The sequence below is a fragment of the Streptomyces sp. NPDC034086 genome, from assembly GCF_055575515.1.
In genome coordinates, this window is the sequence record NZ_JBVISM010000006.1 from 219,635 (window position 1) to 242,768 (window position 23,134).

Sequence of the window (23,134 nt, forward strand, 5' to 3'; positions counted from 1 at the left end):
GCCCGCCGTGCGGACTTTGCCGTGCGGGTCGTCGCGCGGTGCGACGCCCGGCGTGCACCCACAACAACTCCTGAGCATTGTCGCGCCCGTCGGCCTCCGTGTCGGTCAGAAACCGGCACGGTCCGCTGTGGACTGCGCCACGTCGCGCGTCCACCCGGCGGTACGACGATCGGCCAGACTACCCCGGGCTCCGTGTCAGCGGTTCACGGGGCGTTCGGCTGCCAGCAGGAACACCACGGAACGCTCCTGTTCCGCCCAGGTCCGGGGGTCGAGGGCCACGGACTGGAGGAGCGCGCACTCGACGGCGTACCCGTGTTCGGTGAGGGTGCGTCCGACGGCCTCGGCCTCGTCGCGCGTGGAGGCGTGGCTGACGATCCGTTCGGGACGCCGTTCGGCGACGGCGGCGACGACCGCGGGCCCGCCGCCGCCGACGCGGACCACGTCGGGTTCGGGCAGGCTCTCCAGTACGTGCGGGGCGCGGCCCGCGACGACCTGGACCTGGACACCGCGCGTGCGGGCGGCGGCGGTTACGCGTTCGCAGGCGCGTGGGTCGGCGTCGACGGCGATGACGGCGGCGCCGTGGGCCGCGGCGTCCACGGCGAGGGCTCCGGAGCCGGCTCCGATGTCCCAGACGAGGTCCCCGGTGCGGGGGCCGAGCCGGGCGAGCTGGGCGGCGCGCAACTGGGCGGACTCCCCCTCCCCCGGCCGGTGTCCGTCGGCGGCGGGCTGAGGGCGGGCCCAGCCGCGTACGGGGGCGGGGCCGGGGCTCTGGCCGAGCAGCCAGCCGGGGTCCGCGGCGGCGGGGGCGGGCCCGGCGCCGCCGATGACGATGACGACGTTCGGGTCGCGCCAGCTGTGGTCGGCGGCGGCGTCGGAGGTGAGGACGGTGACCCGTTCGCGGTCGGTGCCCAGTTCCTCGCAGATGACGAAGGTGCGGTGGACGCCTTCGAGCAGCAGGGCGAGTTCGGCGGGGCCGGCGCCGGGCGAGGTGAGCACGGCGACCTTGGTGTGGGCGCGGCAGACGTTGACGGCGCGGCGCAGCGTACGGGGGTGGGCGACGACGACCTGGGCGTCGTCCCAGGGCATCCCCGCGCGGGCGAAGGCGGCGGCGACGGCGGAGACGGCGGGGACGACCTCGACCTCGAGGCCGTGTTCCGGGGCGCGCAGGGTGCGTACGACGCCGAAGAAGCCGGGGTCGCCGTCGGCGAGGACGACGGCGGTGCCGCGGTGGCCGGCGATGCGGCGGGCGGCGAGGCCGAGGCTTCCGAGGCGGATGCGTTCCGCGCCGGGCGGGACTTCGGGGAGCGCGAGGTGGTGGGCGGCTCCGGCCACGAGGGTGGCGGCGGAGAGCGCGGAGCGGGCGGCCGCGGTCAGGGGGGAGCCGTCCCAGCCGATCACCGTGACCCGGTCGGCCATCGTCGTCGGTCTCCTGGGGTGGGGGTGGGGGTGGGGGAAGCCTCTTCGGGCGTTCTCGTCGGCGTCTTCGGTGTTCTCGCCGGCGTCGCCGGCCTCGTCGGCGTCTTCGGCGTCTGCGGCGTCTTCGGCGTTCTCGGCGGCGTCGTCGCCCCGTCAGGGGTCACGGTGAGACTACCTGGTCATCGGGTCAGTGCCGGTCGGCGCCGACGGCGTAGCCGCGTGCGTCGGCGCGCCGGCGCAGGGGGTATCCGTCGTCGTGGCCGGGGCGTCCGGCGGGGCCGGGGCGGGCGTGGCGGTTCTCGTACACGTCGTATTCGTCGGCGTCGTCGAGGTCTTCCGGGACCAGGCTCCAGACGATGAGGTCGGTGCGGGTTCCGGTCCAGCGGCCGTCGGCCGCCTGGGTGCGCACTATCCACGCGTTGCGCAGGACGCCTTCGCTGATGCAACCGATCTTCTGGGCGACCTGCTGGGAGGCGGTGTTGTCGGCGGCGGTGCGCAGTTCGAGTCTTTCGAAGCGCTGGTCGCGCAGGAGCCACTGGGCGACGGCGAGCACGGACTCGCTGGCGTAGCCCTCGCCTCGGGCCCAGGGGGCGGTGACGTAGCCCACCTCGGCGGTACGGGTGCGCCAGTCGGTGTTCCGGAGGTGGACGATGCCCACGAGGCGCTGGGTGAGGAACTCGGTGACGGCGAAGACGATGCCGCGGCCCTCGGTGCGTTCGGCGTGGGAGAGCACGGTGGCCCAGGCGTGGGCGTCGGCGTGGGTGTAGGGGTGCGGGACCGAGGTCCAGGCGGTGATCTGCTCGTCGTTCATCATCTCGGCGAGCGCGGTGACGTCCTCCTCCTCGAAGGGGCGCAGCACCAGCCGGTCCGTGCTGATGGTGACGTCCGGGAAGGTGGTAGTCATGCGCAGCTCCATGCCTGGGAGACCGTGGTGCGGGACCGTTCGTACGGGACCGTTCGTGCGGGTCGTAGGCCACAGCATGCAGCATCGGCCCGGGGATGTGCAGGGCCGGGCCGCCCGGAGGCGGGCATCCTCCGGCGCGCCCCGGGCAGCCCGCGGCCCCGCGCGCCCGAGGGGGTGCGCGGGGCCGGGAATCCGGCGTCCGCCAGGGGGACTTGGGTCAGGCGGTCCCGGGCCGGACGGTCCTGGTCCAGGCGGTCCGGTGTCAGGCGGCCGGGGAGCCGAAGGCCGGGGTGACCGAGCCCTGGTACTTCTCCTCGATGAACTTCTTGACCTCGTCGGAGTTCAGGAGCTTGGCGAGCTTCTGGACGCGCGGGTCGTTCTGGTTGCCCTCCTTGACCGCCAGGAAGTTCGCGTACGGGTTGCCGTCGGCCTTTTCGAGGACCAGGGCGTCCTTGGCGGGCGCGAGCTTGGCCTCGAGGGCGTAGTTGCCGTTGATGACGGCGGCGTCGACGTCGTTCAGGGCGCGGGGGACCGTGGCGGCCTCCAGCTCCTTGAACTCCAGGCCCTTCTTGTCGGTGATGTCGGACAGCTTGGCGCTGGTGCCGACCCCGTCCTTCAGGGTGATCAGCTTGTTCGCGGCGAGCAGTTGGAGGGCGCGGCCCTCGTTGGTGGTGTCGTTGGGGACGGCGATGGTCTGGCCGGGCTTGATGTCCGAGAGGGCCTTGACCTTCTTGGAGTAGAGGCCGAGGGGTTCCAGGTGCACGTTCACGACGGGCACGACGTGCGTGCCGTTCTTCTTGTTGAAGTCGTCGAGGTACGGCTTGTGCTGGAAGTAGTTGCCGTCGACCTGGCCCTGCTCGGTGGCGGTGTTGGGCAGGACGTAGTCCGTGAACTCCTTCACCTCGAGCTTGAGGCCGTCCTTGGCCGCGAGCTTGTCCTTGACGAAGTTCAGGATGTCGGCGTGCGGGCTCGGGGAGGCCGCGATGACCAGCGGCTTGCTCTCGTCGACCTTGCCGCCGTCGGTCTTGGCGGTGGTGGACGGGTCCGAGGAGCTGCCGCAGGCGGTGAGGCCCAGGGCGAGCGCGGCGGAGGCGGCGGCGATGGCGGTGAGCTTGGTGTTCTTACGCACGAAGAGTGCCTTTCTTGCTTTTCGCGGGTGTTCGCGGGGTGGTGGCCCAAGCACGACAAGTGCGGGCTCTGCGGTGGGGAGGTTCCTGTGGGTGCTTCAGGCTGTCCGGCCGCGGCGCGCGAGGACGCGTACCACGCCGTCACCGATCAGCTGGATCACCGTGACGAGGGCGATCAGGACGGCCACGGTGGCGAACATGAAGCCGGTCTCGAAGCGTTGGAAGCCGTAGGTGATGGCCTTGGAGCCGAGTCCCTCGCCGCCGACGGCGCCGGCCATGGCGGAGTAGCCGACGAGGGTGATCACGGTGGTGGTGACGCCGGCGACCAGGGAGGGCAGGGCCTGCGGGAGCAGGACCTTGCCGATGAGGGTCGGGATGCCGCCGCCCATGGACTCGACGGCCTCGATCAGGCCGTGGTCCACCTCGCGGACGGCCGTCTCGACGAGCCGGGCGTAGAAGGGGACGGCGCCGATGGCCAGCGGGACGATCATGGCGGTGGGGCCGATGAAGGTGCCGACGACGGCGGTGGTGACCGGGATCAGGAAGATCAGCAGGATGATGAACGGCAGCGAGCGGCCTATGTTCACGATCACGCCGAGGACCTTGTTGAGCGGCCGGTTCTGCAGGAGGCCGCCCTGGTCGGTGAGGACGAGGAGGATGCCGATGGGCAGTCCGCCCAGGACGGTCACCAGGGTGGACCACAGCACCATGTAGAGGGTGTCGTAGGTGCCCTGGGTGAGCAGGGGCTGCATCTCGGACCAGGTCACTTGGCACCATCCTTGACCAGTGCGGCGATCTCGGAGTCGAGCTCGGAGTCGTCGTCGACGAGGTCGACCTGGAGGCCCTGCTCGCGCAGGAAGCCGACGGGCACGACGTTGTCCTCGTAGCGGCCGGGGAGTTCGATGCGCATGCGGCCGATCTGGCGGCCGGCGACGGTGTCCATGGCGGCGCCGAGGATCGAGATGTCGATGTTGTACGTGCGGGAGAGCTGGGAGATGACCGGCTGGGTGGCCGCCTCGCCGTGGAAGGTGACGTCGACGACGGTGCTGTCGGGGCCGGTGGCGGTTCCGCTGACCGGGAAGAGTTCGTCCGCGAGCTCGGAGCCGGGGGTGGCGAGCAGTTCCGCGACGGTGCCGGACTCGATGATCCGGCCCCCCTTCATGAGCGCGGCGGAGTCGCAGACGGCCTTGACCACGTCCATCTCGTGGGTGATGAGCAGGACGGTCAGGCCGAGCTGGCGGTTGAGGTCGCGCAGCAGCTGGAGGATGGAGCGGGTGGTCTCGGGGTCGAGGGCGCTGGTGGCCTCGTCGGAGAGGAGCACCTTGGGGTCGCCGGCCAGGGCGCGGGCGATGCCGACGCGCTGCTTCTGGCCGCCGGAGAGCTGGCTGGGGTAGGCCTTGGCCTTGTCGGCGAGGCCGACGAGGTCGAGGAGCTCCAGGGCCTTGCGGGAGCGTTCGCGGCCGGAGACGCCGAGGATCTCCAGGGGCAGCTCGACGTTGGCCTGGACGGTGCGCGAGGACAGCAGGTTGAAGTGCTGGAAGACCATGCCGATGCGGCTGCGGGCCTCGCGGAGCTCCTTGCCGGCGCGGCGGCCGCGGCCGGCGAGGGCGGTGAGCTCGACGCCGTCCACGGTCACGGTGCCGCTGGTGGGGCGTTCCAGGAGGTTCACGCAGCGGATGAGGGAGGACTTGCCGGCGCCGCTCTGGCCGATGACTCCGTAGACCTCGCCCTCGCGGACGTGCAGGTCGACGCCGTCCAGGGCGGTGACCTCGCGGCCACGGGACTGGTAGACCTTCGTGAGGCCCGATGTGGTGATCACAGGATTTCCGTCGCTGTCGAGTGCACGGGGTGCGGGTGCCGTGCACGGGGCAAACATCTGGGGACGCGATACGGGTCTAACCGTCACAAGACGATGGTGTCGACGCGTGCGCGGGGCAGGAGCGGTCCGTACCGGAGTCAGTCGGAGCTGTCGTCCGACCGGGGTGGCGGAGTTGCTCGGCCGGTCTCGCTTCGGGGCGCGAGACTGCGTGAAGGGGCCCTCAGAAGGCGCGCATTCGACACATACAACGAGCACCGGGCGTCATCGTCGCCTCGGTCGCAAGGGTGCGGCTGCTCGTCGTGGTCATGCGCCCCAGTAAAGCAGACACGTCGGCTCACCGATCCATGCTGTCCGGATAGCGGACGGAATCGGGCCGCATCGCGGACGGGGCAGGGCTCCCCCGCCCCGCCGTCCCGGACCCGGCACCGGGCCCGCCCGCCCAGTTCCGGCACGGCCGGGAGGCCCCTGGCCGCCCCGGCCGCGGTGGGCCCCGGGCGCGCCGCGCTGTGGCCAAGGCCACGCTCCGCGCTCCGGCCGCCGGGCCCGCTCCGGCGTGCGGCGGGGCGCGTTCCGCCCGGGCGCGCCCCCAGGGGCGGGCACATCGGCTCTCCGGGCCCGTAATACCCTCGCTGCATGCTCGTCGCCCTGACGGTCGCCATCGGCGCGGCCGCCCTCGCCCTCGCCGCCTGGTGCGGTCACGCCGCCTGGCGGGACCAGCCGACCAAGGACTGGCACTTCATCGGCATGGCCGTGGTGACCGTGCTGGTCCTCGCCCAGCTGGTGGTCGGTCTGGTCCGGCTGGGCCGGGGCGAGAAGCCCGAACAGGGAACGGTGATCTTCGTGGCCTACCTGCTGGGCGCCTTCGCGGCGGTCCCGGCGGCCGGGATGCTCTCCCTGACCGAGCGCACCAAGTGGGGCTCGGTGACGGTGGCCGCGGGCGCGGTCGTCCTCGCCGTGCTGGAAGTACGCCTCTACGACATCTGGGGATCCGCCGGTGCCTGACACGACGACCGCCGCGTCCGCCGGGCGCAAGCGACTGGTCTCCGGCCCGGGGCTGCTGCTGGTGTGGCTCTACGGGGTGATGGTGGTGGGCGCGGTCTCCCGCTCGGCCTACCAGATCTCCACCGAGTTCGACCGGGCACCGCTGGCGTACTCGCTGTCGGCGGCGGCGGCCCTGGCGTACGCCTTCATCACGTACTCCCTGGTGCGCGGCGGGGAGAGGGCACGCAGGGCGGCGCTGGTGTGCTGTGGCGCCGAACTCGCCGGCGTGCTGGCCGTGGGGGCCTGGACCCTGGTGCGGCCCGAGGCCTTCCCCGACGCGACCGTCTGGTCGGACTTCGGCATGGGCTACCTCTTCATCCCGGTGATCCTGCCGGTCACCGGGATGCTCTGGCTCCGGTCCAGGCGCTGACCGCGGACCCGGTCGCCGGCCGGGCCCGCGACACGCGGTGCGGCTACGCGCTGACGGCGTAGTCGGTGACCTCGGCGTCCTTCTCCAGGATCACCAGGCGCACGCCGTCGCAGGCGGTGCGGTTGCCGACCTGGGCGTAGCCGGCCTTGCGGTAGAGCCGCAGGTTGGACTCGCTCTTGTGGCCCGTGTGCAGGCGGAAGCGGGTCGTGCCGCCGCGGCCGGCGAGGGCCTCCTCGACCCCGCGCAACAGTCGCGCGCCGAGGCCGTGACCCTGGAGGCGGGGGTGCACGCACAGCTTGGCGATGCTGGCCGTGCCGTCCTCGCCGACGCTGCCGCGCACCGCGCCCACCACTTCGTCGCCGAGCCGGGCCACCAGGACGGTGTCCTCGGCGAGCTCCGCCTTCAGGGAGTCCAGGGACTGGGTGAGGGGCTGGATGAGGTAGTTGCCGTACAGCTCGGCCTCCCGCTGGAACGCCAGGTACTGCAGCTTGAAGATCTGCTCGGCGTCTTCGGCGGCCGCCGCCGAAATGGTCACACTCATGCCCATGTGCGCATGCCTCCCGCTCACCTGGTGGCTCTCCGGTCTAACGCTCCTTTCCCCGTGGGTCAGGAGCCGCAACCTCGACAGCGAGCATTCTGCGCAGACATCCCAGGCAACGGGAACGTACCGGCCCCAAACTTCCTTGTGAGATACCCAACTCTCCTGCGATTTCACGGTAGGTCAGGTCTCTGGGCGAAAGAAGTGCAGCCATCAGTTCCGGACAGCGTCCCGGCAATCGGGCGACCGCCGATCGGAGGGCCCGGTTCGCCTCGCCGTGCAGCAGGGCGTCCTCCGGCTCGCCGGCGGCGTCCGCGGGCGTGCCTCCGTACGGGACCTCGCGCCGGGCCCGCCGCCGGGCGTGCCGGGCCTCGGCGCGCACCGCCCGGCGCAGCCAGCGGGCGCGGCCGGTGGGGTCGGGGCCGCGCGGGCCGCGCTCCAGCAGCCGCACCCAGACGGCTTGTTCGAGGTCGGCGGCTTCCACCCCGGCGGCCGGGGCCTCGGCGGCCGCCTCCGCCGAGAGCAGCGGGCCCAGTTCCTCGAGCAGATCGGGTTCCCGTAACAGGTCCATGCCGGGCGGGACGCGGGTGCCGGGCCGGGCGGTTTCCCCCGCGGGCCCGGCCCACCCGATCGGGGTCCGGGGGCTAGCGGTTGACGCCGCGGCCGGGGCGGAAGGCCTCCGCCGCGAGGAGGCCGGTGTCCGGGTGGTCGGTGAAGATGCCGTCGATGCCCAGTTCGAAGTACCTCCGGAAGGCTCCGAAGGCGTCTCCGTAGGCGGCCGGGTCGGTGCCCTTGCGGTACTCGGCGGGCAGGAAGCTGTTCTCGTTGCGCGCGGTGTAGGGGTGGAGCACCAGGCCGCGGGCGTGGGCGTCGCGCACGAGGGTGGTCGGGGTGGTGAGCCGGCCTGCCGCGTCGCGGGGCACGATCAGGTCGAGGGTGGGGCCGATGCCCTGGGCGAAGCCGGAGATCCACTGGAGTCCCTCGGGCTTGACCAGGTCCGCGACCGTACGGGGGTCCTTGGCCACCTCGAAGTCCCAGGGCCGGGTGCCCGCGGCCGAGAGCAGCACCACGCGCGGGGCGGACACCAGCCGCGCGAGCCGCTGGATGCTGGAGGGCTCGAAGGACTGGAGGAACACGGCGGCGTCGCGGCCGTCGCGGCCGTAGCGGCGCAGCAGCGTGGCGAGGGGCTCCTCCAGGCCGAGGCCCAGGCTCCGGAAGTAGGTGGGGTGCTTGGTCTCGACGTGCAGCCAGATCCGCTTGTCGCGCAGGCGTCCCTCACGGTTGGCCCAGCGCAGCACCTCTTCGAAGGTGGGCACGGCCCACCTGCCGTCGTAGAGGGTGTTGCGCTGGCGGACGGCGGGGATCCGTTCCTTCGCCCGCAGCGTCTTCAGCTCGGCGAGGGTGAAGTCCTCGGTGAACCAGCCCGTGACGGAGACCCCGTCGACGGTCTTGGTGGTGCGCCGGGAGGCGAACTCGGAGCGGTCGGCGACGTCGGTGGTGCCGCCGATCTCGTTCTCGTGGCGGCAGACCAGGTGGCCGTCCTTGGTGGGGACGAGGTCCTGCTCGATGACGTCGGCGCCGAGGTCGAGGGCCAGCTGGTAGGAGCCGAGGGTGTGCTCGGGCCGGTAGCCGCTGGCGCCGCGGTGGCCGATCACCAGCGGGACGGGCAGATCGCGGTAGCCGCCCCGGCCGTGCTCGCCCGGGGCGGCCGGCGCGCCCGGGGCCGCCGTGGCGGTTCCCGCCGTCATCGCGGTGATGCCGGTTCCGGCCGCCAGTACGGCCGCTCCGAGCACCGTCCGCCGCGCTGCCCCACCGTGTGTCATCAGTGCCACTCCTCGTTCTGCGACGGGCCCGCGGCCCCGGGATCTCCGGGGGGCGTGGCGGCCCGGATCGGCGTGGCGATCGTAGGCAGGGGCGGGTGGCCCGGGGACGGTCTGCGCCGGAACATGGCGGAAACACGTGTCAACAACGCGTATCCAGCTCGTGAACCCGATGTGCGATCAGGGGTGACCCGCGAGTATCGTCCTCACCTGCACTACCGCCGTGTGGTGCGAAAGCCGCTTTTCGATGCCGGAGGGCTCACGTTGTTCCGTACCGCGCTCATCAAAGCCACCGTCGGACCGGTCATGCGCCTGATGTTCCGCACCAAGGTGGAGGGGCTCGACAACATCCCGGGCACGGGTCCGGTGATCCTGGCGGGCAATCACCTCACCTTCATCGACTCGATGATCCTTCCGCTCGTCTGCGACCGTACGGTCCACTTCATCGGCAAGGACGAGTACGTGACGGGCAAGGGGCTCAAGGGCCGCCTGATGGCGTGGTTCTTCACCGGCGCGGGCATGATCCCGGTGGACCGGGACGGTGCCAACGGCGGCGTCGCCGCGCTGATGACCGGCCGCCGGATCCTCGAGGAGGGCAAGATCTTCGGGATCTACCCCGAGGGCACCCGCTCCCCCGACGGCCGGCTGTACCGCGGCCGTACGGGCATCGCCCGCCTGACCCTGATGACCGGCGCCCCGGTGGTCCCGTTCGCGATGATCGGCACGGACAAGCTCCAGCCCGGCGGCGCAGGCATGCCGCGCCCGGGCCGGGTCACGGTCCGCTTCGGCGAGCCGATGGAGTTCTCCCGCTACGAGGGCATGGACCGCGACCGCTACGTGCTGCGCGCCGTCACCGACTCGGTGATGGCCGAGGTGATGCGGCTGTCGGGCCAGGAGTACGTGGACATGTACGCCACGAAGGCGAAGGCCGCCTGAGCCCCGGCGCGCTCACTGCCGCTGGAGTGACCGGCTGACGCCCGCCGCCGTGGTGGTGGCGAGGACCCAGCCGGTCACGATCAGCAGGTACGACAGCCACTGGTACCAGCCGGACGGGGCGAAGGCGCCCTCCTGGCCGAAGCCGATGATCGGCAGCATCAGGTCCAGGGTGTAGAAGAGCGGGTTGAACTCCGGCGCCTCCCCCGCCTTCAGGGCCCGGGGCGGCGCCAGCGCGTAGGCGACGGTCCCGGTGAGGGTCAGCGCGAGCAGCCAGGCCGCCGCGCGCAGGGGCCGGAAGCCGTAGCCGACGGTGACGTCCTGGAGCAGGCCCCAGAGGCGCGTGTGGCGGGGCCGGGTGCGCCGGTGGCGGCGCAGCTTGGCCAGCTGGGCGGTACGGGCGCCCGCCTCGTCGCCGACGGTGCGGTAGGAGGCGGCCAGCTGCTCGTAGGCGTACGGCAGGTATCCGTCCTCCTCGCGCTCCAGCAGCGGCAGCCGCTCCTCGGCGGGCAGGTGCGGGTGCAGCAGCCGGTAGCTGAGGCCGTCGGCCCGGACCACGGACGGCCAGACGGACGGCTCGGCCCACAGCATGTCGAACTGGCTGCGGCGCAGGTTGACGATGCCGTCGATGGTGGGGCACTTGCGCAGCCAGAACTCCCCCATGACGGCGGAGCTGGCGCGCAGCGCCACCCGGCCGGGGTTGGACAGGCTCGCCCGGGTCAGTATCACCTGGCCGGGGACGCGGGCCCCGGTGAGGTTGACCATGCCCTCGGCGTGCATCCGGTGACCGCGCACGTCGCTGCCGACGGTGAGGGTCTCGGCGTGCAGGGCGATGCCGCCGGGGTTGATGAGCCGGGCGCGGTCGAGGCTGACCTGTCCGGCGACGGTGGATCCGTTGAGGCGGAACTCGCCGTGGACGGTGAGGCCGCCGGCGATGATGTCCGTCCCTATTTCGGCGTGGTTGAGCTGGAGCGGCGGCTCGTCGGCCTCGTCGGGCAGGCTCCCGGGCCGGATGACGGCCCCCTGGAGGAAGAGACCGCCCCCGATCTTCGCGCCGGCGAGCCGGACGGGACCGTCGATGCGGCAGCAGGAGAGCCTGAGCACGACCTCGACGCGTACGGTGGCGGCGGTCAGGCCCGGCAGGGTGGAGTCTCCGAGCACCACGGCGCGCAGCTGGGCCCCGTACATCATGGGCTTGCGTTCGAACCAGCAGACCCGCATCCGGATCGGGTGGTCCACGACCGCGTACTTGAGGTCGAGCTTGCCGCTGATCTTCGCGCCGTAGAGCTTGATGCCCGCGACGTGTCCCTCCTCGGCGGAGCCGCCGACCAGCAGGGCGCGCAGCACCTCGGCGCGGACGGTGCGCCCCGGGCCCCAGGAGGCGCCGTCGTGGGAGGTCTCCTCGGGGCTCTCGCGGAAGTCGACCGCCTCACCGCGCGGGAAGGCTTCCCATACGCGGCGTTCGGCCGGGGTCAGATCGTTGATCTCCATCGCGGGGATGGTGTCCCGCGGCCCGACGGACTGTCAATTCCGTTGATTGCCTTGTGTGCGGCGGGCCCTGGCGGTGCGTCAGTGCTCGACGCCCTCCTGGAGCTCCTGGCCCTTGAGCAGGAACCAGGCGGCCGCGGCGGTGGCCAGCAGGACGGCGGCGCCGACGCCGGAGGCGAGGCGCAGGCCGTCCACGAAGGCCTCCTGGGCCGCGCCGACCATGGTGTGGGCGGTCTGCGGGTCCAGGGCACGGGCGGCCTCGACGGCGCCGCCGAGCGACTCGTGCGCGGCGTCGGCCACCGGGGCGGGGACCGTGGCGGGGGCGGTGAAGCCCTGGTAGACGCCGGTGACGACGGAGCCGAGGAGGGCGATGCCGAGGGCCGCGCCGAGTTCGTACGCGGTCTCGGAGACGGCCGAGGCGGAACCGGCCTGCTCCTTGGGGACGCTGGAGAGGATCACGTCGGCGGTGACGGTGAAGGAGAAGCCGGCGCCGAGGCCGACCACGAGGAGGGCGGCACCGAGCAGCGGGTAGCCGGTCTCGCGGTGGATCGCGGTGAGCGCCGCGAGGGCCAGGCCGATGGCGGCGAGGCCGCCGGTGACGATGACGCGTACGGAGTAGGCGCGGGCGTACTTGCCGGCGACGAGACCGGTGACGACGGCGCCGACGGCGGCGGGCAGTTCGGCGAGACCGGCCTCCAGGGGGTCGCGGCCCTGCACCAGCTGGAAGAACTGGGAGAGGAAGAACACGAGCCCGGAGAGGCCGAAGACGGTCAGCAGGTCGGCGAGGACCGCCCCGGAGAAGCCGCGGTGCCGGAAGAGCCGCATGTCGAGGAGGGGGGAGGCGAGGGTGAACTGGCGGCGCACGAAGGCGTAGAGGCAGGCGGTGCCGAGGGCGGCGGCGATCCAGACGCCCGGGGCGGCGCCGTGGGTGGACGCCTCCTTGACGGCGTACACGACGCTGATGACGCCGACGAGGGACAGGGCGACGCTGATCAGGTCCCAGGGGCCCGCGACCGGGTTCTTGGACTCGGGCAGCAGCCGTATGCCGACGAGGACCAGGGCCGCCATCACCGGGAGGTTGATCAGGAAGACCGAGCCCCACCAGAAGTGCTGGAGCAGGGCGCCGCCGACGACGGGTCCGACGGCCGCGCCGGCGGACGCGGTGGCGCCCCAGATGCCGATGGCGAGGCTGCGCTCGCGCGGGTCGTGGAAGATGTTGCGGATCAGGGCGAGCGTGGACGGCATCAGGGTGGCGCCGGCCACGCCGAGCAGGGCCCGCGCGACGATCATCATCTCGGGGCTGGTCGCGTAGGCGTTCAGGACCGAGACGGCGCCGAAGGCGGTGGCCCCGGCGAGGAGGAGCTTCTTGCGGCCGATGCGGTCGCCGAGGGAGCCCATGGAGACGAGCAGGCCGGCGATGACGAAGGAGTAGATGTCGCCGATCCACAGCAGCTGGGTGCCGGACGGCTTGAGGTCCTCGCTGAGGGAGGGGGTGGCGAGGCCGAGTACGGTGGCGTCGACCGCGATCAGCAGGACGGCCAGGACGAGCACGGAGAGCGCGAGCCAGCGCCCGCGGCTCTTCCCCTCCGCTCCCGTCCGCCGCTTCAGCTGTTCGGTTCGGCTCATCACTCCACACTCCGCCGTGCGCCACCGAGCAGCAACTCGGTGATCATGTACTGGAAGTCCTTGGCCGCGACCCGGCCGTCCATGACGGCCCAGGCGCAGGTGCCGATGAGGCCGTAGAGGGCCTCGGTGAGCCAGGCGGGGCTCAGGTCGATGCGGATGTCGCCCTGCTGCTGGCCGCGCCGGAACAGCGCGCTGACGCGGGCGTCGAGGCGGGCCCAGCCCTCGTTGACCTGGTCGCCTTCGAAGAGCTGGTTCTCGGTGACGAGGAAGGCCAGCAGCTGGGCGTTGGGCTCGGCCTCCGCGATCAGCCGCCTCAGGGCGTCCACGGCCGTTCCCTCGTCGAGCCGGGCCCGGTCGAAGGCCCCCTCGAACTCGCGGATGCCGAGGTCCTCCAGGGCGCGCACGAGGGCGTCGCGGCCGGCGAAGTGCCGGTGGAGGGTGGCGCGGCCGATGCCGGCGGCGCGGGCGACCTCGTCCATCGTGGCGGTCGATTTGCGGGAGAGCAGGGCCGCCGCGTGGCGGAGCACCTGGTCACGATCCATGGCCATGAGACAAGCATAAACCGAATGAGACGCACCCGTCTCATTCATCGGTTCCGATCAAGGAAAATCGGCTGCCGGACGGGCAGCCGGAGAGGAAGCCCACGCCCATGAAGCCACTGCTGCTGATCGACGTCGACGGCCCGCTGAACCCGTACGCCGCCCAGGCCGAGCGCCGCCCCCCGGGCTACACCACCCACCGGATGCGTCCCACCGGCTTCACCGACGGCAAGCCGCTGCGGGTGTGGCTGAACCCGGACCACGGGGCGGAGCTGCTCGCGCTGGCGGACGCGTACGACCTCGTCTGGGCCACCACCTGGAAGGACGAGACGAACGACTGGATAGGGCCGCGCCTGGGGCTGCCGCGGCTTCCCTTCATCGACTGGCCGCGGATGCACGGCCGGGCACCGCGCGGCACCTTCTGGAAGACGCAGTACGTCCTCGAGTACGCGGGCGCGCGGCCCTTCGCCTGGATCGACGACGACATCACGGCGATGGACCACGAGTACGTCGGACAGCGCCACCCGGCGCACGCCCTGCTGATGCGCGTGGAGGAGCGGATCGGCCTGACCCGCCCGGACTTCGACGCGCTGGCGGACTGGGCGCGGTGACCGCCGGGCGGGCGCCGCACGCGCGCGGGGGCGGTACGGGCCCGTCCGGCCCGTACCGCCCCCGCGGGCACGGCGGCTACTGCTTGTGCGCGGCCCAGGCGTGCTGGATGACCAGATCGGCCTTCAGCTCGGTGAGCTGGACCGCGACGGCCGACGGGGCGGTGCCGCCGCGGCCGTTGCGAGAGGCCAGGGCGCCGGGCACGTTCAGGACGGTACGGACCTCGGGGGTCAGGTGCTCCGAGATCTTCGCGAACTGCTCGTCCGTGAGCTCGTCGAGCTCGATCCCCTGCGCCTCGCACTCCTTGACGCACTCGCCGGCGACCTCGTGCGCGACGCGGAAGGGCACGCCCTGCCTGACCAGCCACTCGGCGATGTCGGTGGCGAGCGAGAAGCCCGCCGGGGCCAGCTCCTCCATCCGCTCCCGGTGGACGGTGAGGGTGGCCATCATCCCGGTGAAGGCGGGCAGCAGGACCTCGAGGGTGTCGCAGGAGTCGAAGACGGGCTCCTTGTCCTCCTGGAGGTCCCGGTTGTACGCCAGGGGCAGCGCCTTCAGGGTGGCGAGCAGGCCGGTCAGGTTGCCGATCAGGCGGCCCGACTTGCCGCGCGCCAGCTCCGCGATGTCCGGGTTCTTCTTCTGGGGCATGATCGACGAGCCGGTGGAGAAGGCGTCGTGGAGGGTGACGAAGGAGAACTCCTTCGTGTTCCACAGGATGATCTCCTCCGCGATCCGCGACAGGTTGATCCCGATCATCGCGGTGACGAAGGCGAACTCGGCGACGAAGTCGCGGGAGGCCGTGCCGTCGATCGAGTTGCCGACCGAGCCCCGCTCGAAGCCCAGGTCCGCGGCGACCGCCTCCGGGTCCAGGCCGAGCGAGGAGCCGGCCAGGGCGCCCGAGCCGTACGGGGAGACCGCGGTCCGGGTGTCCCACTGCCGCAGCCGCTCCGCGTCCCGGGACAGGGACTGCACGTGGGCCAGTACGTGGTGGGCGAACAGGACGGGCTGCGCGTGCTGGAGGTGGGTCCGGCCCGGCATCGCCACGTCCGCGTGCGCCTCGGCGAGGCCGACCAGCGCGTCCTGGAGGTCGGCGATCAGCCCGCCGATGATCCGCGCGTGGTCGCGCAGGTACATCCGGAAGAGGGTGGCCACCTGGTCGTTGCGGGAGCGTCCGGCGCGCAGCTTGCCGCCGAGGTCGGGGCCGAGCCGCTCCAGCAGGCCGCGCTCCAGGGCGGTGTGCACGTCCTCGTCGGCGATGGTGCCGGTGAAGGAGCCGTCGGCCACGTCGGCCTCGAGCCGGTCGAGTCCGGCGAGCATGCGGTCGAGTTCCTCGGCCGTGAGCAGGCCCGCCTTGGCGAGGACGCGGGCGTGGGCGCGCGAGCCGGCGATGTCGTACGGCGCCAGGCGCCAGTCGAAGTGGACCGACGCGGACAGCTTCGCGAGGGCCTCGGACGGGCCGTCGGCGAACCGGCCGCCCCAGAGCCGGACGTCACCGTTGTTGCTGCTCACAGCTACTGCTCCTCATGAGGGTGGTGGTGCGACGGTCTCCCCGCCGCGCAGGAAGCGGAGAGGCCGTCTCGGTACAGCGTCAAACGATTCACGGCGCGACGCGACGCGCCGTGGTGACCGACCGCAGTAGGCATAACTATGCATTGCTCCGTATGTTTCGTCAATCGAGTCCCGGTGCCCAGGCGTCGGCCCGCTCGTACACCGGGGGCGCACGGCGGCCGCGTGGCTGCTGGAGGGGGACGCCTCCCCGGTCGCCGGCCGGCTCCTGGGCCACGGCCCGCAGGCCTGGATCGCCTCCGACGCGGAGGCGCGCCGTCTCCGGCGTTCCTTCCCCGGCCGGGCGGCCGGCGGCGGCCGGCCGGAGGCCCGGCTGTGCCACCCGACGGACGGGTACGCGCGGCCGCGCTCTCCGCGTGGCGGCTCCCGCCGCTCGAGCTCGTCCTGATCCGGTGCGCCGACCGGGTCCCGCAGGTCCGCGGCCGCGCCCGCAGGGCCCTCGGCAGGCTGGTGGCCAAACACCCCGCCGACGTACTGGCCGGCACCGCCCGGCCTGCCTGCACCGCGGGGGCCCGCGGCGGACGTACCGTCTGACGTGTGCTGCGTACCGCTCTGCTCGCCGGCTCGCTCGTCCTCGCCGGGCTGCTCCCGTACGACTCCGCCCCGCTGCCCGCCCGTCTCGCCGACACCGGCGGCGGCAGCCAGCTGATCACCGCCGTCGCCCCGGCGCCGGGGTCCACGACGGGGGTGGTGACCTGGTGGGACCGGCGCGCGGGCCGCTGGTTCGAGGCGGGCAGCGCGCCCGCCCGGTTCGGCGCGAACGGCCTCACCGAGGGCGGGGCCCGCGTCCAGGGCACCAGCACCACCCCGGCGGGCCTGTACGGGCTCCCGTACGCCTTCGGGATCGCGCGCGCCCCGGCCGGGACGGCGTACCGGTACCGCAGGGTGACGGACCGTTCGTGGTGGTGCCAGGACAACGCCTCCACCGCCTACAACCGCTGGACGGAGCCGCTGCCCGCCGACTGCGCGCCGGGCGAGGCCGAGCACCTGGCGGGGTACGCGCGGCAGTACGCGCACGCCCTGGTCATCGCCTTCAACTACGACCGGCCCGTGCGCGGCCGGGGCGCGGGCATCTTCCTCCACGTGAACGGCAAGGGGGCCACGGCCGGCTGCGTCTCGGTCCCGCACGGCGCGATGCGCGAGCTCCTGCGCTGGGCGGACCCCCGCCGGCGCCCGCACATCGCGATCGGCACGGAGACGGGCGCCCTCGCCGTCACCCGCTACTGAGGGGCGGGCTCCGGGGGGGCGGGCCCCTAGGCCGTCTCTTCCGGATCTTGCCTGACCCGCGTCGCCCGGCACCGCACCTCGCCGCGTTGTCGAGGCACCCGAGGACGTCCAGTAATCGGGAGCCTCTCCGCCTTGCGATGCACGGCACCGGACGACGCGGGCTTAACCGGCAAGATCCGAAAGAGACGGCCCAGGCCCTAACCCTCCTTCTGCGCCAGGCGCAGCAGGTGGTCGGCCAGGGCCTGGCCGCCGGCCGGGTCGCGGCTGATGAGCATCAGGGTGTCGTCGCCCGCGATGGTGCCGAGGATCGCGTGCAGTTCGGCCTGGTCGATCGCCGAGGCCAGGAACTGGGCGGCGCCGGGCGGGGTGCGCAGGACCACGAGGTTCGCGGAGGCCTCCGCCGAGATCAGCAGTTCGCCGGAGAGGCGGCGCATGCGCTCCTCCTTCGCCGACTCGCCGAGGGGGGCCTGCGGCGTGCGGAAGCCACCCTCGCTGGGAACCGCGTAGATCAGCTCCCCGCCGGTGTTGCGGATCTTGACGGCGCCCAGCTCGTCGAGGTCGCGGGAGAGCGTCGCCTGGGTGACGCTCAGCCCGTCGTCGGCGAGCAGTTTGGCCAGCTGGCTCTGCGAGCGGACCGGCTGCCGGTTGAGGATGTCCACGATCCGGCGGTGGCGGGCGGTGCGGGTCTGCGGAACGGAGGGACCGCCGTTCTGCTCGGGTTCCTGCGCCTGGCTCATCGTCGTCTCATTCTCCGGGTCGTCCCGCTTCGTCGAGGATGCCGGGAAGTGCCCGGACGAACGCGTCGACCTCGGCCTCGGTGATGACGAACGGGGGCATCAGCCGTACGACGTCGGGGGCGGGCGCGTTGACCAGGAATCCGGCCTGCTGGGCCGCGCGCTGCACCTGCGGTGCGAGCGGCTCCGTCAGCACGATACCCAGCAAGAGCCCCGACCCGCGGACGTGGGAGACCAGCCCATGGGCGGAGGCCTCGATTCCGGAGCGCAGCCGCTCTCCCCGCGCCTTGACCTGGTCGAGCAGTCCCTCGGCGGCGATGGTGTCGATCACGGCGAGTCCGGCGGCGCAGGCGACCGGGTTGCCGCCGAAGGTGGTGCCGTGCTGGCCGGGCTGGAGCAGGTCCGCCGCCCGGCCGAAGGCGGCCACGGCCCCGATGGGCAGGCCGCCGCCGAGGCCCTTCGCGAGCGTGACGAGGTCGGGCTCGACGCCCTCGTGCTGCTGGTGCTCGAACCAGCTGCCGCAGCGGCCGATCCCGGTCTGCACCTCGTCGAGGGCGAGCAGCGTCCCGGTGGCCCGGGTGATCTCGCGGGCGGCGGTCAGGTAGCCGGCGGGCGGCACGACCACGCCGTTCTCACCCTGGACGGGCTCGATCAGCACGAAGGCGGTGTCCTCGGTGACGGCCGCCCGGAGGGCCTCGACGTCGCCGTACGGGACGTGCGTGACGTCGCCCGGCAGCGGCAGGAAGGGCTGCTGTTTCGCCGGCTGGCCGGTCAGGGCGAGGGCCCCCATGGTCCGGCCGTGGAAACCGCCGCCGGTGGCGACCATGTGGGTCCGCCCGGTGAGCCGGCCGATCTTGTAGACGGCCTCGACCGCTTCCGCACCGGAGTTGCAGAAGAAGACGCGGCCTTCGCGGCCGAAGAGCTGGAGCAGCCGTTCGCCGAGGGCGAGGACGGGCTCGGAGGCGTAGAGGTTGGAGACGTGCCCGAGGGTGGCGATCTGCCCGGTCACGGCGGAGACGACGGCCGGGTGGGCGTGGCCGAGGGCGTTGACCGCGATCCCGCCGACGAAGTCGGTGTACTGCCTGCCGTCCGCGTCCCAGACCCGCGCGCCCTCGCCGCGTACGAGGGCGAGCGCGGGGGTGCCGTAGTTGTGGGTCAGCGCCTTCTGCCAGCGGGCCGCGTACTCCTGGTTGCCGCTCACGTGCCGTCCCCTCCCTGTGCGTCGGGCACGACCATCGTGCCGATTCCCTCGTCGGTGAAGATCTCCAGCAGGATCGAGTGCTGGACCCGCCCGTCGATCACCCGGGCGGTGCTGACGCCGCCGCGCACGGCGTGCAGGCAGCCCTCCATCTTCGGCACCATGCCGCTGGACAGCTCGGGCAGCAGCTTCTCCAGCTCGCTGACGGTCAGCCGGCTGATGACCTCGTCGCTGTTGGGCCAGTCCGCGTAGAGGCCCTCCACGTCGGTGAGGACCATCAGCGTCTCGGCGCCGAGCGCGGCGGCGAGCGCGGCGGCCGCCGTGTCGGCGTTCACGTTGTACACGTGGCCGTCGTCGGCGCTGCGCGCGATGGAGGAGATGACCGGGATCCTGCCGTCGGCGAGCAGCGCCTCGATCGCGCCGGTGTCGATGGCGGTGATCTCGCCGACCCGGCCGATGTCGACGGCCTCGCCCCCGATCACCGGGGTGTGCCTGGTGGCGGTGATGGTGTGGGCGTCCTCGCCGGTCATGCCGACGGCGAGCGGCCCGTGCTGGTTGAGCAGGCCGACCAGTTCCCGCTGGACCTGGCCCGCCAGGACCATGCGTACGACGTCCATGGCCTCCGGGGTGGTGACCCGCAGGCCCGCCTTGAACTCGCTGACCAGGCCCTGCTTGTCGAGCTGGGCGTTGATCTGCGGGCCGCCGCCGTGGACGACGACGGGCCGCAGGCCGGCCTGGCGCAGGAAGACCACGTCCTGGGCGAAGGCGGCCTTCAGGTCCTCGTCGATCATGGCGTTGCCGCCGAACTTGATGACGACGACCTTGCCGTTGTGCCGGGTGAGCCACGGCAGCGCCTCGATGAGGATCTCGGCCTTGGGGAGCGCCGTGTGGCGCCTCGCGGTGCTCATGAGCTGTACGCGCTGTTCTCGTGGACGTACTCGGCCGTCAGGTCGTTGGCCCAGATGACCGCGGTCTCGGAGCCGGCGGACAGGTCGGCGGTGATGCGGACCTCGCGGTCCTTCATGCTCACCAGGTCGCGGTCCTCGCCGACGGCGCCGTTCTTGCAGACCCAGACGCCGTTGATGGCGACGTTGAGCCGGTCCGGGTCGAAGGCCGCCGTGGTGGTGCCGATGGCGGACAGGACCCGGCCCCAGTTGGGGTCTTCGCCGTGGATGGCGCACTTGAGCAGGTTGTTGCGGGCGATGGACCGGCCGACCTCGACCGCGTCCTGCTCGCTGGCCGCGCCGACGACCTCGATGCGGATGTCCTTGCTGGCGCCCTCGGCGTCGCCGATCAGCTGGCGGGCGAGGTCGTCGCAGACGCTCCGTACGGCCTCGGCGAAGTCCTCGTACGCGGGCACCCGGCCGGAGGCGCCGGAGGCGAGCAGCAGCACCGTGTCGTTGGTGGACATGCAGCCGTCGGAGTCGACCCGGTCGAAGGTGGTGCGGGTCGCGTCCCGCAGGGCCTTGTCGAGGGTGGCGCTGTCCAGGTCGGCGTCGGTGGTGAGGACGACGAGCATGGTGGCCAGGCCGGGGGCGAGCATGCCCGCGCCCTTGGCCATGCCGCCGACCGTCCAGCCGTCCCGGGAGACGACGGCCGTCTTGTGGACGGTGTCGGTGGTCTTGATGGCGATGGCGGCGGCCTCGCCGCCGTCGGCGCTGAGGGCGGCGGCCGCCGTCTCGATGCCGGGGAGCAGCTTGTCCATGGGGAGCAGGACGCCGATCAGGCCGGTCGAGGCGACCGCGATCTCCCCGGCGTTGTGCTCGCCGCCGAGGACGGCCGCCGCCTTCTCGGCGGTGGCGTGGGTGTCCTGGAAGCCCTTGGGGCCGGTGCAGGCGTTGGCGCCGCCGGAGTTGAGGACGACCGCGCTGACGGTGGCGCCGCGCAGCACCTGCTCGGACCAGCGCACGGGGGCGGCCTTGACGCGGTTGGAGGTGAAGACGCCCGCGGCGGCCAGCCGCGGCCCGTTGTTGACCACGAGGGCCAGGTCGGGGTTGCCGTTCTCCTTGATCCCGGCGGCGATGCCCGCCGCCGTGAATCCCTGTGCAGCCGTCACGCTCACGGCGCCACTCCCATCGTGGAAAGACCCAGCGCCTCGGGGAGCCCGAGGGCGATGTTCATGCTCTGCACCGCGCCGCCGGCGGTGCCCTTGGTGAGGTTGTCGATCGCGCTGATGGCGATGATCCGACGGGCGGACCCGTCGTACGCGACCTGCACGTGGACGGCGTTGGAGCCGTACACGGCCTTGGTGGTGGGCCACTGGCCCTCGGGGAGGAGCCGGACGAAGGGCTCGTCGGCGTAGGCCTTCTCGTACGCGGCGCGCAGCGATTCCGCGGTGGTGCCGGGCAGCGCCTTGGCGGAGCAGGTGGCGAGGATGCCGCGCGGCATCGGCACGAGGTTCGGGGTGAAGGAGACGGAGACCCGCTCCCCCGCCAGCGGGGAGAGGTTCTGCACCATCTCGGGGGTGTGGCGGTGGGCGCCGCCCACGCCGTAGGGGGTGACGGTGCCCATGACCTCGGAGCCGAGCAGGTGCGGCTTGAGGGCCTTGCCGGCGCCGGAGGTGCCGGTGGCGGCGACGATCACGGCCTCCGGCTCGGCGAGGCGCGCCTGGTAGGCGGGGTAGAGGGCGAGCGACACGGCAGTCGGGAAGCAGCCGGGGACGGCGATGCGCCTGGTCCCGGCCAGGGCGGCCCGGCCGCCGGGGAGCTCGGGGAGCCCGTAGGGCCAGGTGCCGGCGTGCGGGGCGCCGTAGAAGGCGTCCCAGTCGGCGGAGTCCTTCAGCCGGTGGTCGGCGCCCATGTCGACGACGAGCACGTCCTCGCCGAGCCCGGCGGCGACGGCGGCGGACTGTCCGTGCGGCAGGGCCAGGAAGACGACGTCGTGGCCGGCGAGGACCTCGGGGGTGGTCGCCTCCAGGGTCCGTCCGGCGAGCGGGACCAGGTGCGGCTGGAGCGGGCCGAAGGGCTGCCCGGCGTTGGAGTGCCCGGTCAGCGCGCCGATCTCCACCTCCGGGTGGGAGAGCAGCAGGCGCAGGACTTCACCGCCCGCGTATCCGCTCGCTCCGGCCACCGCAACACGTACCACCATCGGACCCTCCTCCTCGATGGCATGACTATACGTACCTACGCAGTTTTATGCAAAGCCTTCCCCTCGCGCAAAAGGTGACGTGTTCTGTCGGTTTTGGCAGGAACGATGGAGGACATGAGCAACGAGGACATCACCCAGCACACCACCCGGAACACCGCGCAGGCCAGTCCGGCGGGTCCCCTCGCGGGGCGGATCGCGCTCGTGGCGGGCGCCACCCGCGGGGCGGGGCGGGCCCAGGCCGTGGAACTGGGCCGGGCCGGCGCGACCGTGTACGTCACCGGCCGTACCACCCGGGCCCGGGCCAGCGAGGTCGGCCGGACGACCGAGACCATCGAGGAGACCGCCGAACTCGTCACCGCGGCGGGCGGCACCGGAATCGCGGTTCCCACCGACCACCTCGAGGAAGCCGGGGTACGGGCCCTGGCCGGGCGGATCGACCGGGAGTACGGACGGCTCGACATCCTCGTCAACGACCTGTGGGGCGGGGAGCACCTCCTGGCCGGCTCGGTGTTCGGGAAGAAGAGCTGGGAGACACCGCTCGCGGACGGTCTGCGGATCCTGGAGCTGGGCGCGCGCTCGCACGTGATCACGGCGGCCCTGCTGCTTCCGCTGCTGATCCGCTCCGACGCACCGCTGCACGTGGAGGTCACCGACGGCACCGCGCACTCCAACCGCCGCTACCGGGAGAACATGTACTACGACCTGGCGAAGAACGCCCCGATCCGTCTCGCGTTCGGCCTGGGTCAGGAGCTGGCGGAGTACGGGGGCACGGCGGTCGCGGTGTCCCCGGGCTTCCTGCGTTCGGAGCAGATGCTCTCCCACTTCGGTGTGAGCGAGGAGAACTGGCGTGACGCGATCGCCCGGGAGCCGGCGTTCGCCATCGCGGAGTCCCCGCGCTACCTGGCCCGTGCGGTCGTGGCGCTGGCCGCCGACCCGGACCGCGCGGAGCGGTGGAACGGCAAGTCCACCTCCAGCGGGGAACTCGCCCGCGTGTACGGGGTGACGGACGTGGACGGCAGCCGGCCGGATGCCTGGGCCTACTTCGAGGACGTCGTCTACGGCGGCAAGGAAGGCTCTCCCGAGGACTACCGCTGA

The 23,134-nt window shown here is 72.6% G+C and carries 24 protein-coding genes; 7 read left to right on the forward strand and 17 right to left on the reverse strand.

The annotated features are described in order from the left end of the window. Window positions 1-195 precede the first annotated feature (195 nt). The 5 genes from cbiE to ACZ514_RS17510 form a co-directional block, all read right to left on the reverse strand. Window positions 196-1,416, reverse strand: coding sequence for a precorrin-6y C5,15-methyltransferase (decarboxylating) subunit CbiE (gene cbiE / locus ACZ514_RS17490; RefSeq protein ID WP_468701558.1), 1,221 nt, complete (start codon window positions 1,414-1,416; stop codon window positions 196-198). Between the two features lie 187 nt (window positions 1,417-1,603). Continuing rightward, a complete protein-coding gene (locus tag ACZ514_RS17495; protein WP_468169190.1) occupies window positions 1,604-2,320 on the reverse strand; it encodes a GNAT family N-acetyltransferase in 717 nt (238 codons plus the stop codon). A 262-nt stretch (window positions 2,321-2,582) separates the two neighbouring features. Beyond that, complete coding sequence (locus ACZ514_RS17500; RefSeq protein WP_468169193.1) at window positions 2,583-3,449, reverse strand: MetQ/NlpA family ABC transporter substrate-binding protein; 867 nt, start codon at window positions 3,447-3,449, stop codon at window positions 2,583-2,585. Between the two features lie 96 nt (window positions 3,450-3,545). Next, window positions 3,546-4,214, reverse strand: coding sequence for a methionine ABC transporter permease (locus ACZ514_RS17505; protein ID WP_469125081.1), 669 nt, complete (start codon window positions 4,212-4,214; stop codon window positions 3,546-3,548). Then, window positions 4,211-5,266 carry a methionine ABC transporter ATP-binding protein gene (locus ACZ514_RS17510; RefSeq protein WP_469125082.1) on the reverse strand — a complete coding sequence of 352 codons (1,056 nt, stop codon included), beginning with the start codon at window positions 5,264-5,266 and terminating at the stop codon, window positions 4,211-4,213. Before ACZ514_RS17510 ends, ACZ514_RS17505 begins: the two co-directional genes overlap by 4 nt. Before the next feature lie 633 nt (window positions 5,267-5,899). Between ACZ514_RS17510 and ACZ514_RS17515 the strand changes: the two genes are divergently transcribed. Beyond that, window positions 5,900-6,268 (forward strand): hypothetical protein, encoded by a 369-nt coding sequence (locus tag ACZ514_RS17515; protein WP_468169202.1) that lies wholly within the window; start codon window positions 5,900-5,902, stop codon window positions 6,266-6,268. After that, window positions 6,261-6,677 (forward strand): hypothetical protein, encoded by a 417-nt coding sequence (locus tag ACZ514_RS17520; protein ID WP_468169205.1) that lies wholly within the window; start codon window positions 6,261-6,263, stop codon window positions 6,675-6,677. Before ACZ514_RS17515 ends, ACZ514_RS17520 begins: the two co-directional genes overlap by 8 nt. A gap of 43 nt (window positions 6,678-6,720) precedes the next feature. Here the strand turns inward: ACZ514_RS17520 and ACZ514_RS17525 are convergent, their stop codons facing one another. The 3 genes from ACZ514_RS17525 to ACZ514_RS17535 all read right to left on the reverse strand — a co-directional run bounded on the left by ACZ514_RS17525 (window position 6,721) and on the right by ACZ514_RS17535 (window position 9,038). After that, window positions 6,721-7,224 (reverse strand): GNAT family N-acetyltransferase, encoded by a 504-nt coding sequence (locus ACZ514_RS17525; RefSeq protein ID WP_468169208.1) that lies wholly within the window; start codon window positions 7,222-7,224, stop codon window positions 6,721-6,723. A gap of 37 nt (window positions 7,225-7,261) precedes the next feature. Continuing rightward, window positions 7,262-7,786: an RNA polymerase sigma factor gene (locus tag ACZ514_RS17530; RefSeq protein ID WP_469125083.1), complete on the reverse strand. Its 525-nt coding sequence runs from the start codon at window positions 7,784-7,786 to the stop codon at window positions 7,262-7,264. 73 nt (window positions 7,787-7,859) lie between these two features. Beyond that, window positions 7,860-9,038 (reverse strand): glycerophosphodiester phosphodiesterase, encoded by a 1,179-nt coding sequence (locus tag ACZ514_RS17535; protein WP_469125084.1) that lies wholly within the window; start codon window positions 9,036-9,038, stop codon window positions 7,860-7,862. Between the two features lie 303 nt (window positions 9,039-9,341). Between ACZ514_RS17535 and ACZ514_RS17540 the strand changes: the two genes are divergently transcribed. Beyond that, entirely contained in the window at window positions 9,342-9,971 is a 630-nt protein-coding gene (locus ACZ514_RS17540; RefSeq protein WP_388944970.1) for a lysophospholipid acyltransferase family protein, read from the forward strand. Window positions 9,972-9,983: 12 nt separating this feature from the next. On the opposite strand, the gene ACZ514_RS17545 is transcribed toward ACZ514_RS17540, so the two are convergent. The 3 genes from ACZ514_RS17545 to ACZ514_RS17555 form a co-directional block, all read right to left on the reverse strand. Beyond that, window positions 9,984-11,459 carry a membrane-associated oxidoreductase gene (locus ACZ514_RS17545; protein ID WP_468169217.1) on the reverse strand — a complete coding sequence of 492 codons (1,476 nt, stop codon included), beginning with the start codon at window positions 11,457-11,459 and terminating at the stop codon, window positions 9,984-9,986. Window positions 11,460-11,537: 78 nt separating this feature from the next. Beyond that, the gene (locus ACZ514_RS17550) at window positions 11,538-13,082 is read right to left on the reverse strand and encodes an MFS transporter (RefSeq protein WP_468169220.1); all 1,545 of its coding nucleotides are present in this window, start codon (window positions 13,080-13,082) and stop codon (window positions 11,538-11,540) included. Beyond that, window positions 13,082-13,630, reverse strand: coding sequence for a TetR/AcrR family transcriptional regulator (locus ACZ514_RS17555; protein ID WP_468169223.1), 549 nt, complete (start codon window positions 13,628-13,630; stop codon window positions 13,082-13,084). Before ACZ514_RS17555 ends, ACZ514_RS17550 begins: the two co-directional genes overlap by 1 nt. Window positions 13,631-13,731: 101 nt before the next feature. Between ACZ514_RS17555 and ACZ514_RS17560 the strand changes: the two genes are divergently transcribed. Further along, on the forward strand, window positions 13,732-14,232 hold the full coding sequence (locus tag ACZ514_RS17560) for an HAD domain-containing protein (RefSeq protein ID WP_469125085.1): 501 nt from the start codon (window positions 13,732-13,734) through the stop codon (window positions 14,230-14,232). Between the two features lie 76 nt (window positions 14,233-14,308). Here the strand turns inward: ACZ514_RS17560 and argH are convergent, their stop codons facing one another. Then, window positions 14,309-15,736 (reverse strand): argininosuccinate lyase, encoded by a 1,428-nt coding sequence (argH, locus tag ACZ514_RS17565; RefSeq protein WP_468169229.1) that lies wholly within the window; start codon window positions 15,734-15,736, stop codon window positions 14,309-14,311. Between the two features lie 372 nt (window positions 15,737-16,108). Between argH and ACZ514_RS17570 the strand changes: the two genes are divergently transcribed. Continuing rightward, entirely contained in the window at window positions 16,109-16,327 is a 219-nt protein-coding gene (locus ACZ514_RS17570; RefSeq protein ID WP_469125086.1) for a hypothetical protein, read from the forward strand. Between the two features lie 3 nt (window positions 16,328-16,330). Further along, entirely contained in the window at window positions 16,331-17,020 is a 690-nt protein-coding gene (locus tag ACZ514_RS17575; RefSeq protein WP_469125087.1) for a L,D-transpeptidase family protein, read from the forward strand. A 197-nt stretch (window positions 17,021-17,217) separates the two neighbouring features. Here ACZ514_RS17575 and ACZ514_RS17580 read toward each other — a convergent pair whose 3' ends face one another. From ACZ514_RS17580 to argC, 5 genes are read right to left on the reverse strand one after another with little or no spacing between them, the layout of a single operon-like run. Next, a complete protein-coding gene (locus ACZ514_RS17580; RefSeq protein WP_007263124.1) occupies window positions 17,218-17,757 on the reverse strand; it encodes an arginine repressor in 540 nt (179 codons plus the stop codon). A gap of 7 nt (window positions 17,758-17,764) precedes the next feature. After that, window positions 17,765-18,955: an acetylornithine transaminase gene (locus ACZ514_RS17585; RefSeq protein ID WP_468701578.1), complete on the reverse strand. Its 1,191-nt coding sequence runs from the start codon at window positions 18,953-18,955 to the stop codon at window positions 17,765-17,767. Then, a complete protein-coding gene (gene argB, locus ACZ514_RS17590; RefSeq protein WP_468169241.1) occupies window positions 18,952-19,860 on the reverse strand; it encodes an acetylglutamate kinase in 909 nt (302 codons plus the stop codon). Before argB ends, ACZ514_RS17585 begins: the two co-directional genes overlap by 4 nt. Next, window positions 19,857-21,014, reverse strand: coding sequence for a bifunctional glutamate N-acetyltransferase/amino-acid acetyltransferase ArgJ (gene argJ / locus ACZ514_RS17595; RefSeq protein WP_468169243.1), 1,158 nt, complete (start codon window positions 21,012-21,014; stop codon window positions 19,857-19,859). Before argJ ends, argB begins: the two co-directional genes overlap by 4 nt. Then, window positions 21,011-22,039, reverse strand: a complete 1,029-nt coding sequence (gene argC, locus ACZ514_RS17600; protein WP_388945005.1) for an N-acetyl-gamma-glutamyl-phosphate reductase — start codon at window positions 22,037-22,039, stop codon at window positions 21,011-21,013. Before argC ends, argJ begins: the two co-directional genes overlap by 4 nt. Window positions 22,040-22,153: 114 nt before the next feature. Between argC and ACZ514_RS17605 the strand changes: the two genes are divergently transcribed. Continuing rightward, a complete protein-coding gene (locus ACZ514_RS17605; RefSeq protein WP_468169245.1) occupies window positions 22,154-23,134 on the forward strand; it encodes an SDR family oxidoreductase in 981 nt (326 codons plus the stop codon).

Coding starts and splice junctions, on each gene's coding strand:
- cbiE (WP_468701558.1), bottom strand. CDS start 1,416: ATGGCCGACCGGGTCACGGTGATCGGCTGGGACGGCTCCCCCCTGACC.
- ACZ514_RS17495 (WP_468169190.1), bottom strand. CDS start 2,320: ATGACTACCACCTTCCCGGACGTCACCATCAGCACGGACCGGCTGGTG.
- ACZ514_RS17515 (WP_468169202.1), top strand. CDS start 5,900: ATGCTCGTCGCCCTGACGGTCGCCATCGGCGCGGCCGCCCTCGCCCTC.
- ACZ514_RS17525 (WP_468169208.1), bottom strand. CDS start 7,224: ATGGGCATGAGTGTGACCATTTCGGCGGCGGCCGCCGAAGACGCCGAG.
- ACZ514_RS17530 (WP_469125083.1), bottom strand. CDS start 7,786: ATGGACCTGTTACGGGAACCCGATCTGCTCGAGGAACTGGGCCCGCTG.
- ACZ514_RS17535 (WP_469125084.1), bottom strand. CDS start 9,038: ATGACACACGGTGGGGCAGCGCGGCGGACGGTGCTCGGAGCGGCCGTA.
- ACZ514_RS17540 (WP_388944970.1), top strand. CDS start 9,342: ATGCGCCTGATGTTCCGCACCAAGGTGGAGGGGCTCGACAACATCCCG.
- ACZ514_RS17545 (WP_468169217.1), bottom strand. CDS start 11,459: ATGGAGATCAACGATCTGACCCCGGCCGAACGCCGCGTATGGGAAGCC.
- ACZ514_RS17550 (WP_468169220.1), bottom strand. CDS start 13,082: ATGAGCCGAACCGAACAGCTGAAGCGGCGGACGGGAGCGGAGGGGAAG.
- ACZ514_RS17555 (WP_468169223.1), bottom strand. CDS start 13,630: ATGGCCATGGATCGTGACCAGGTGCTCCGCCACGCGGCGGCCCTGCTC.
- ACZ514_RS17560 (WP_469125085.1), top strand. CDS start 13,732: ATGAAGCCACTGCTGCTGATCGACGTCGACGGCCCGCTGAACCCGTAC.
- ACZ514_RS17580 (WP_007263124.1), bottom strand. CDS start 17,757: ATGAGCCAGGCGCAGGAACCCGAGCAGAACGGCGGTCCCTCCGTTCCG.
- argB (WP_468169241.1), bottom strand. CDS start 19,860: ATGAGCACCGCGAGGCGCCACACGGCGCTCCCCAAGGCCGAGATCCTC.
- argC (WP_388945005.1), bottom strand. CDS start 22,039: ATGGTGGTACGTGTTGCGGTGGCCGGAGCGAGCGGATACGCGGGCGGT.
- ACZ514_RS17605 (WP_468169245.1), top strand. CDS start 22,154: ATGAGCAACGAGGACATCACCCAGCACACCACCCGGAACACCGCGCAG.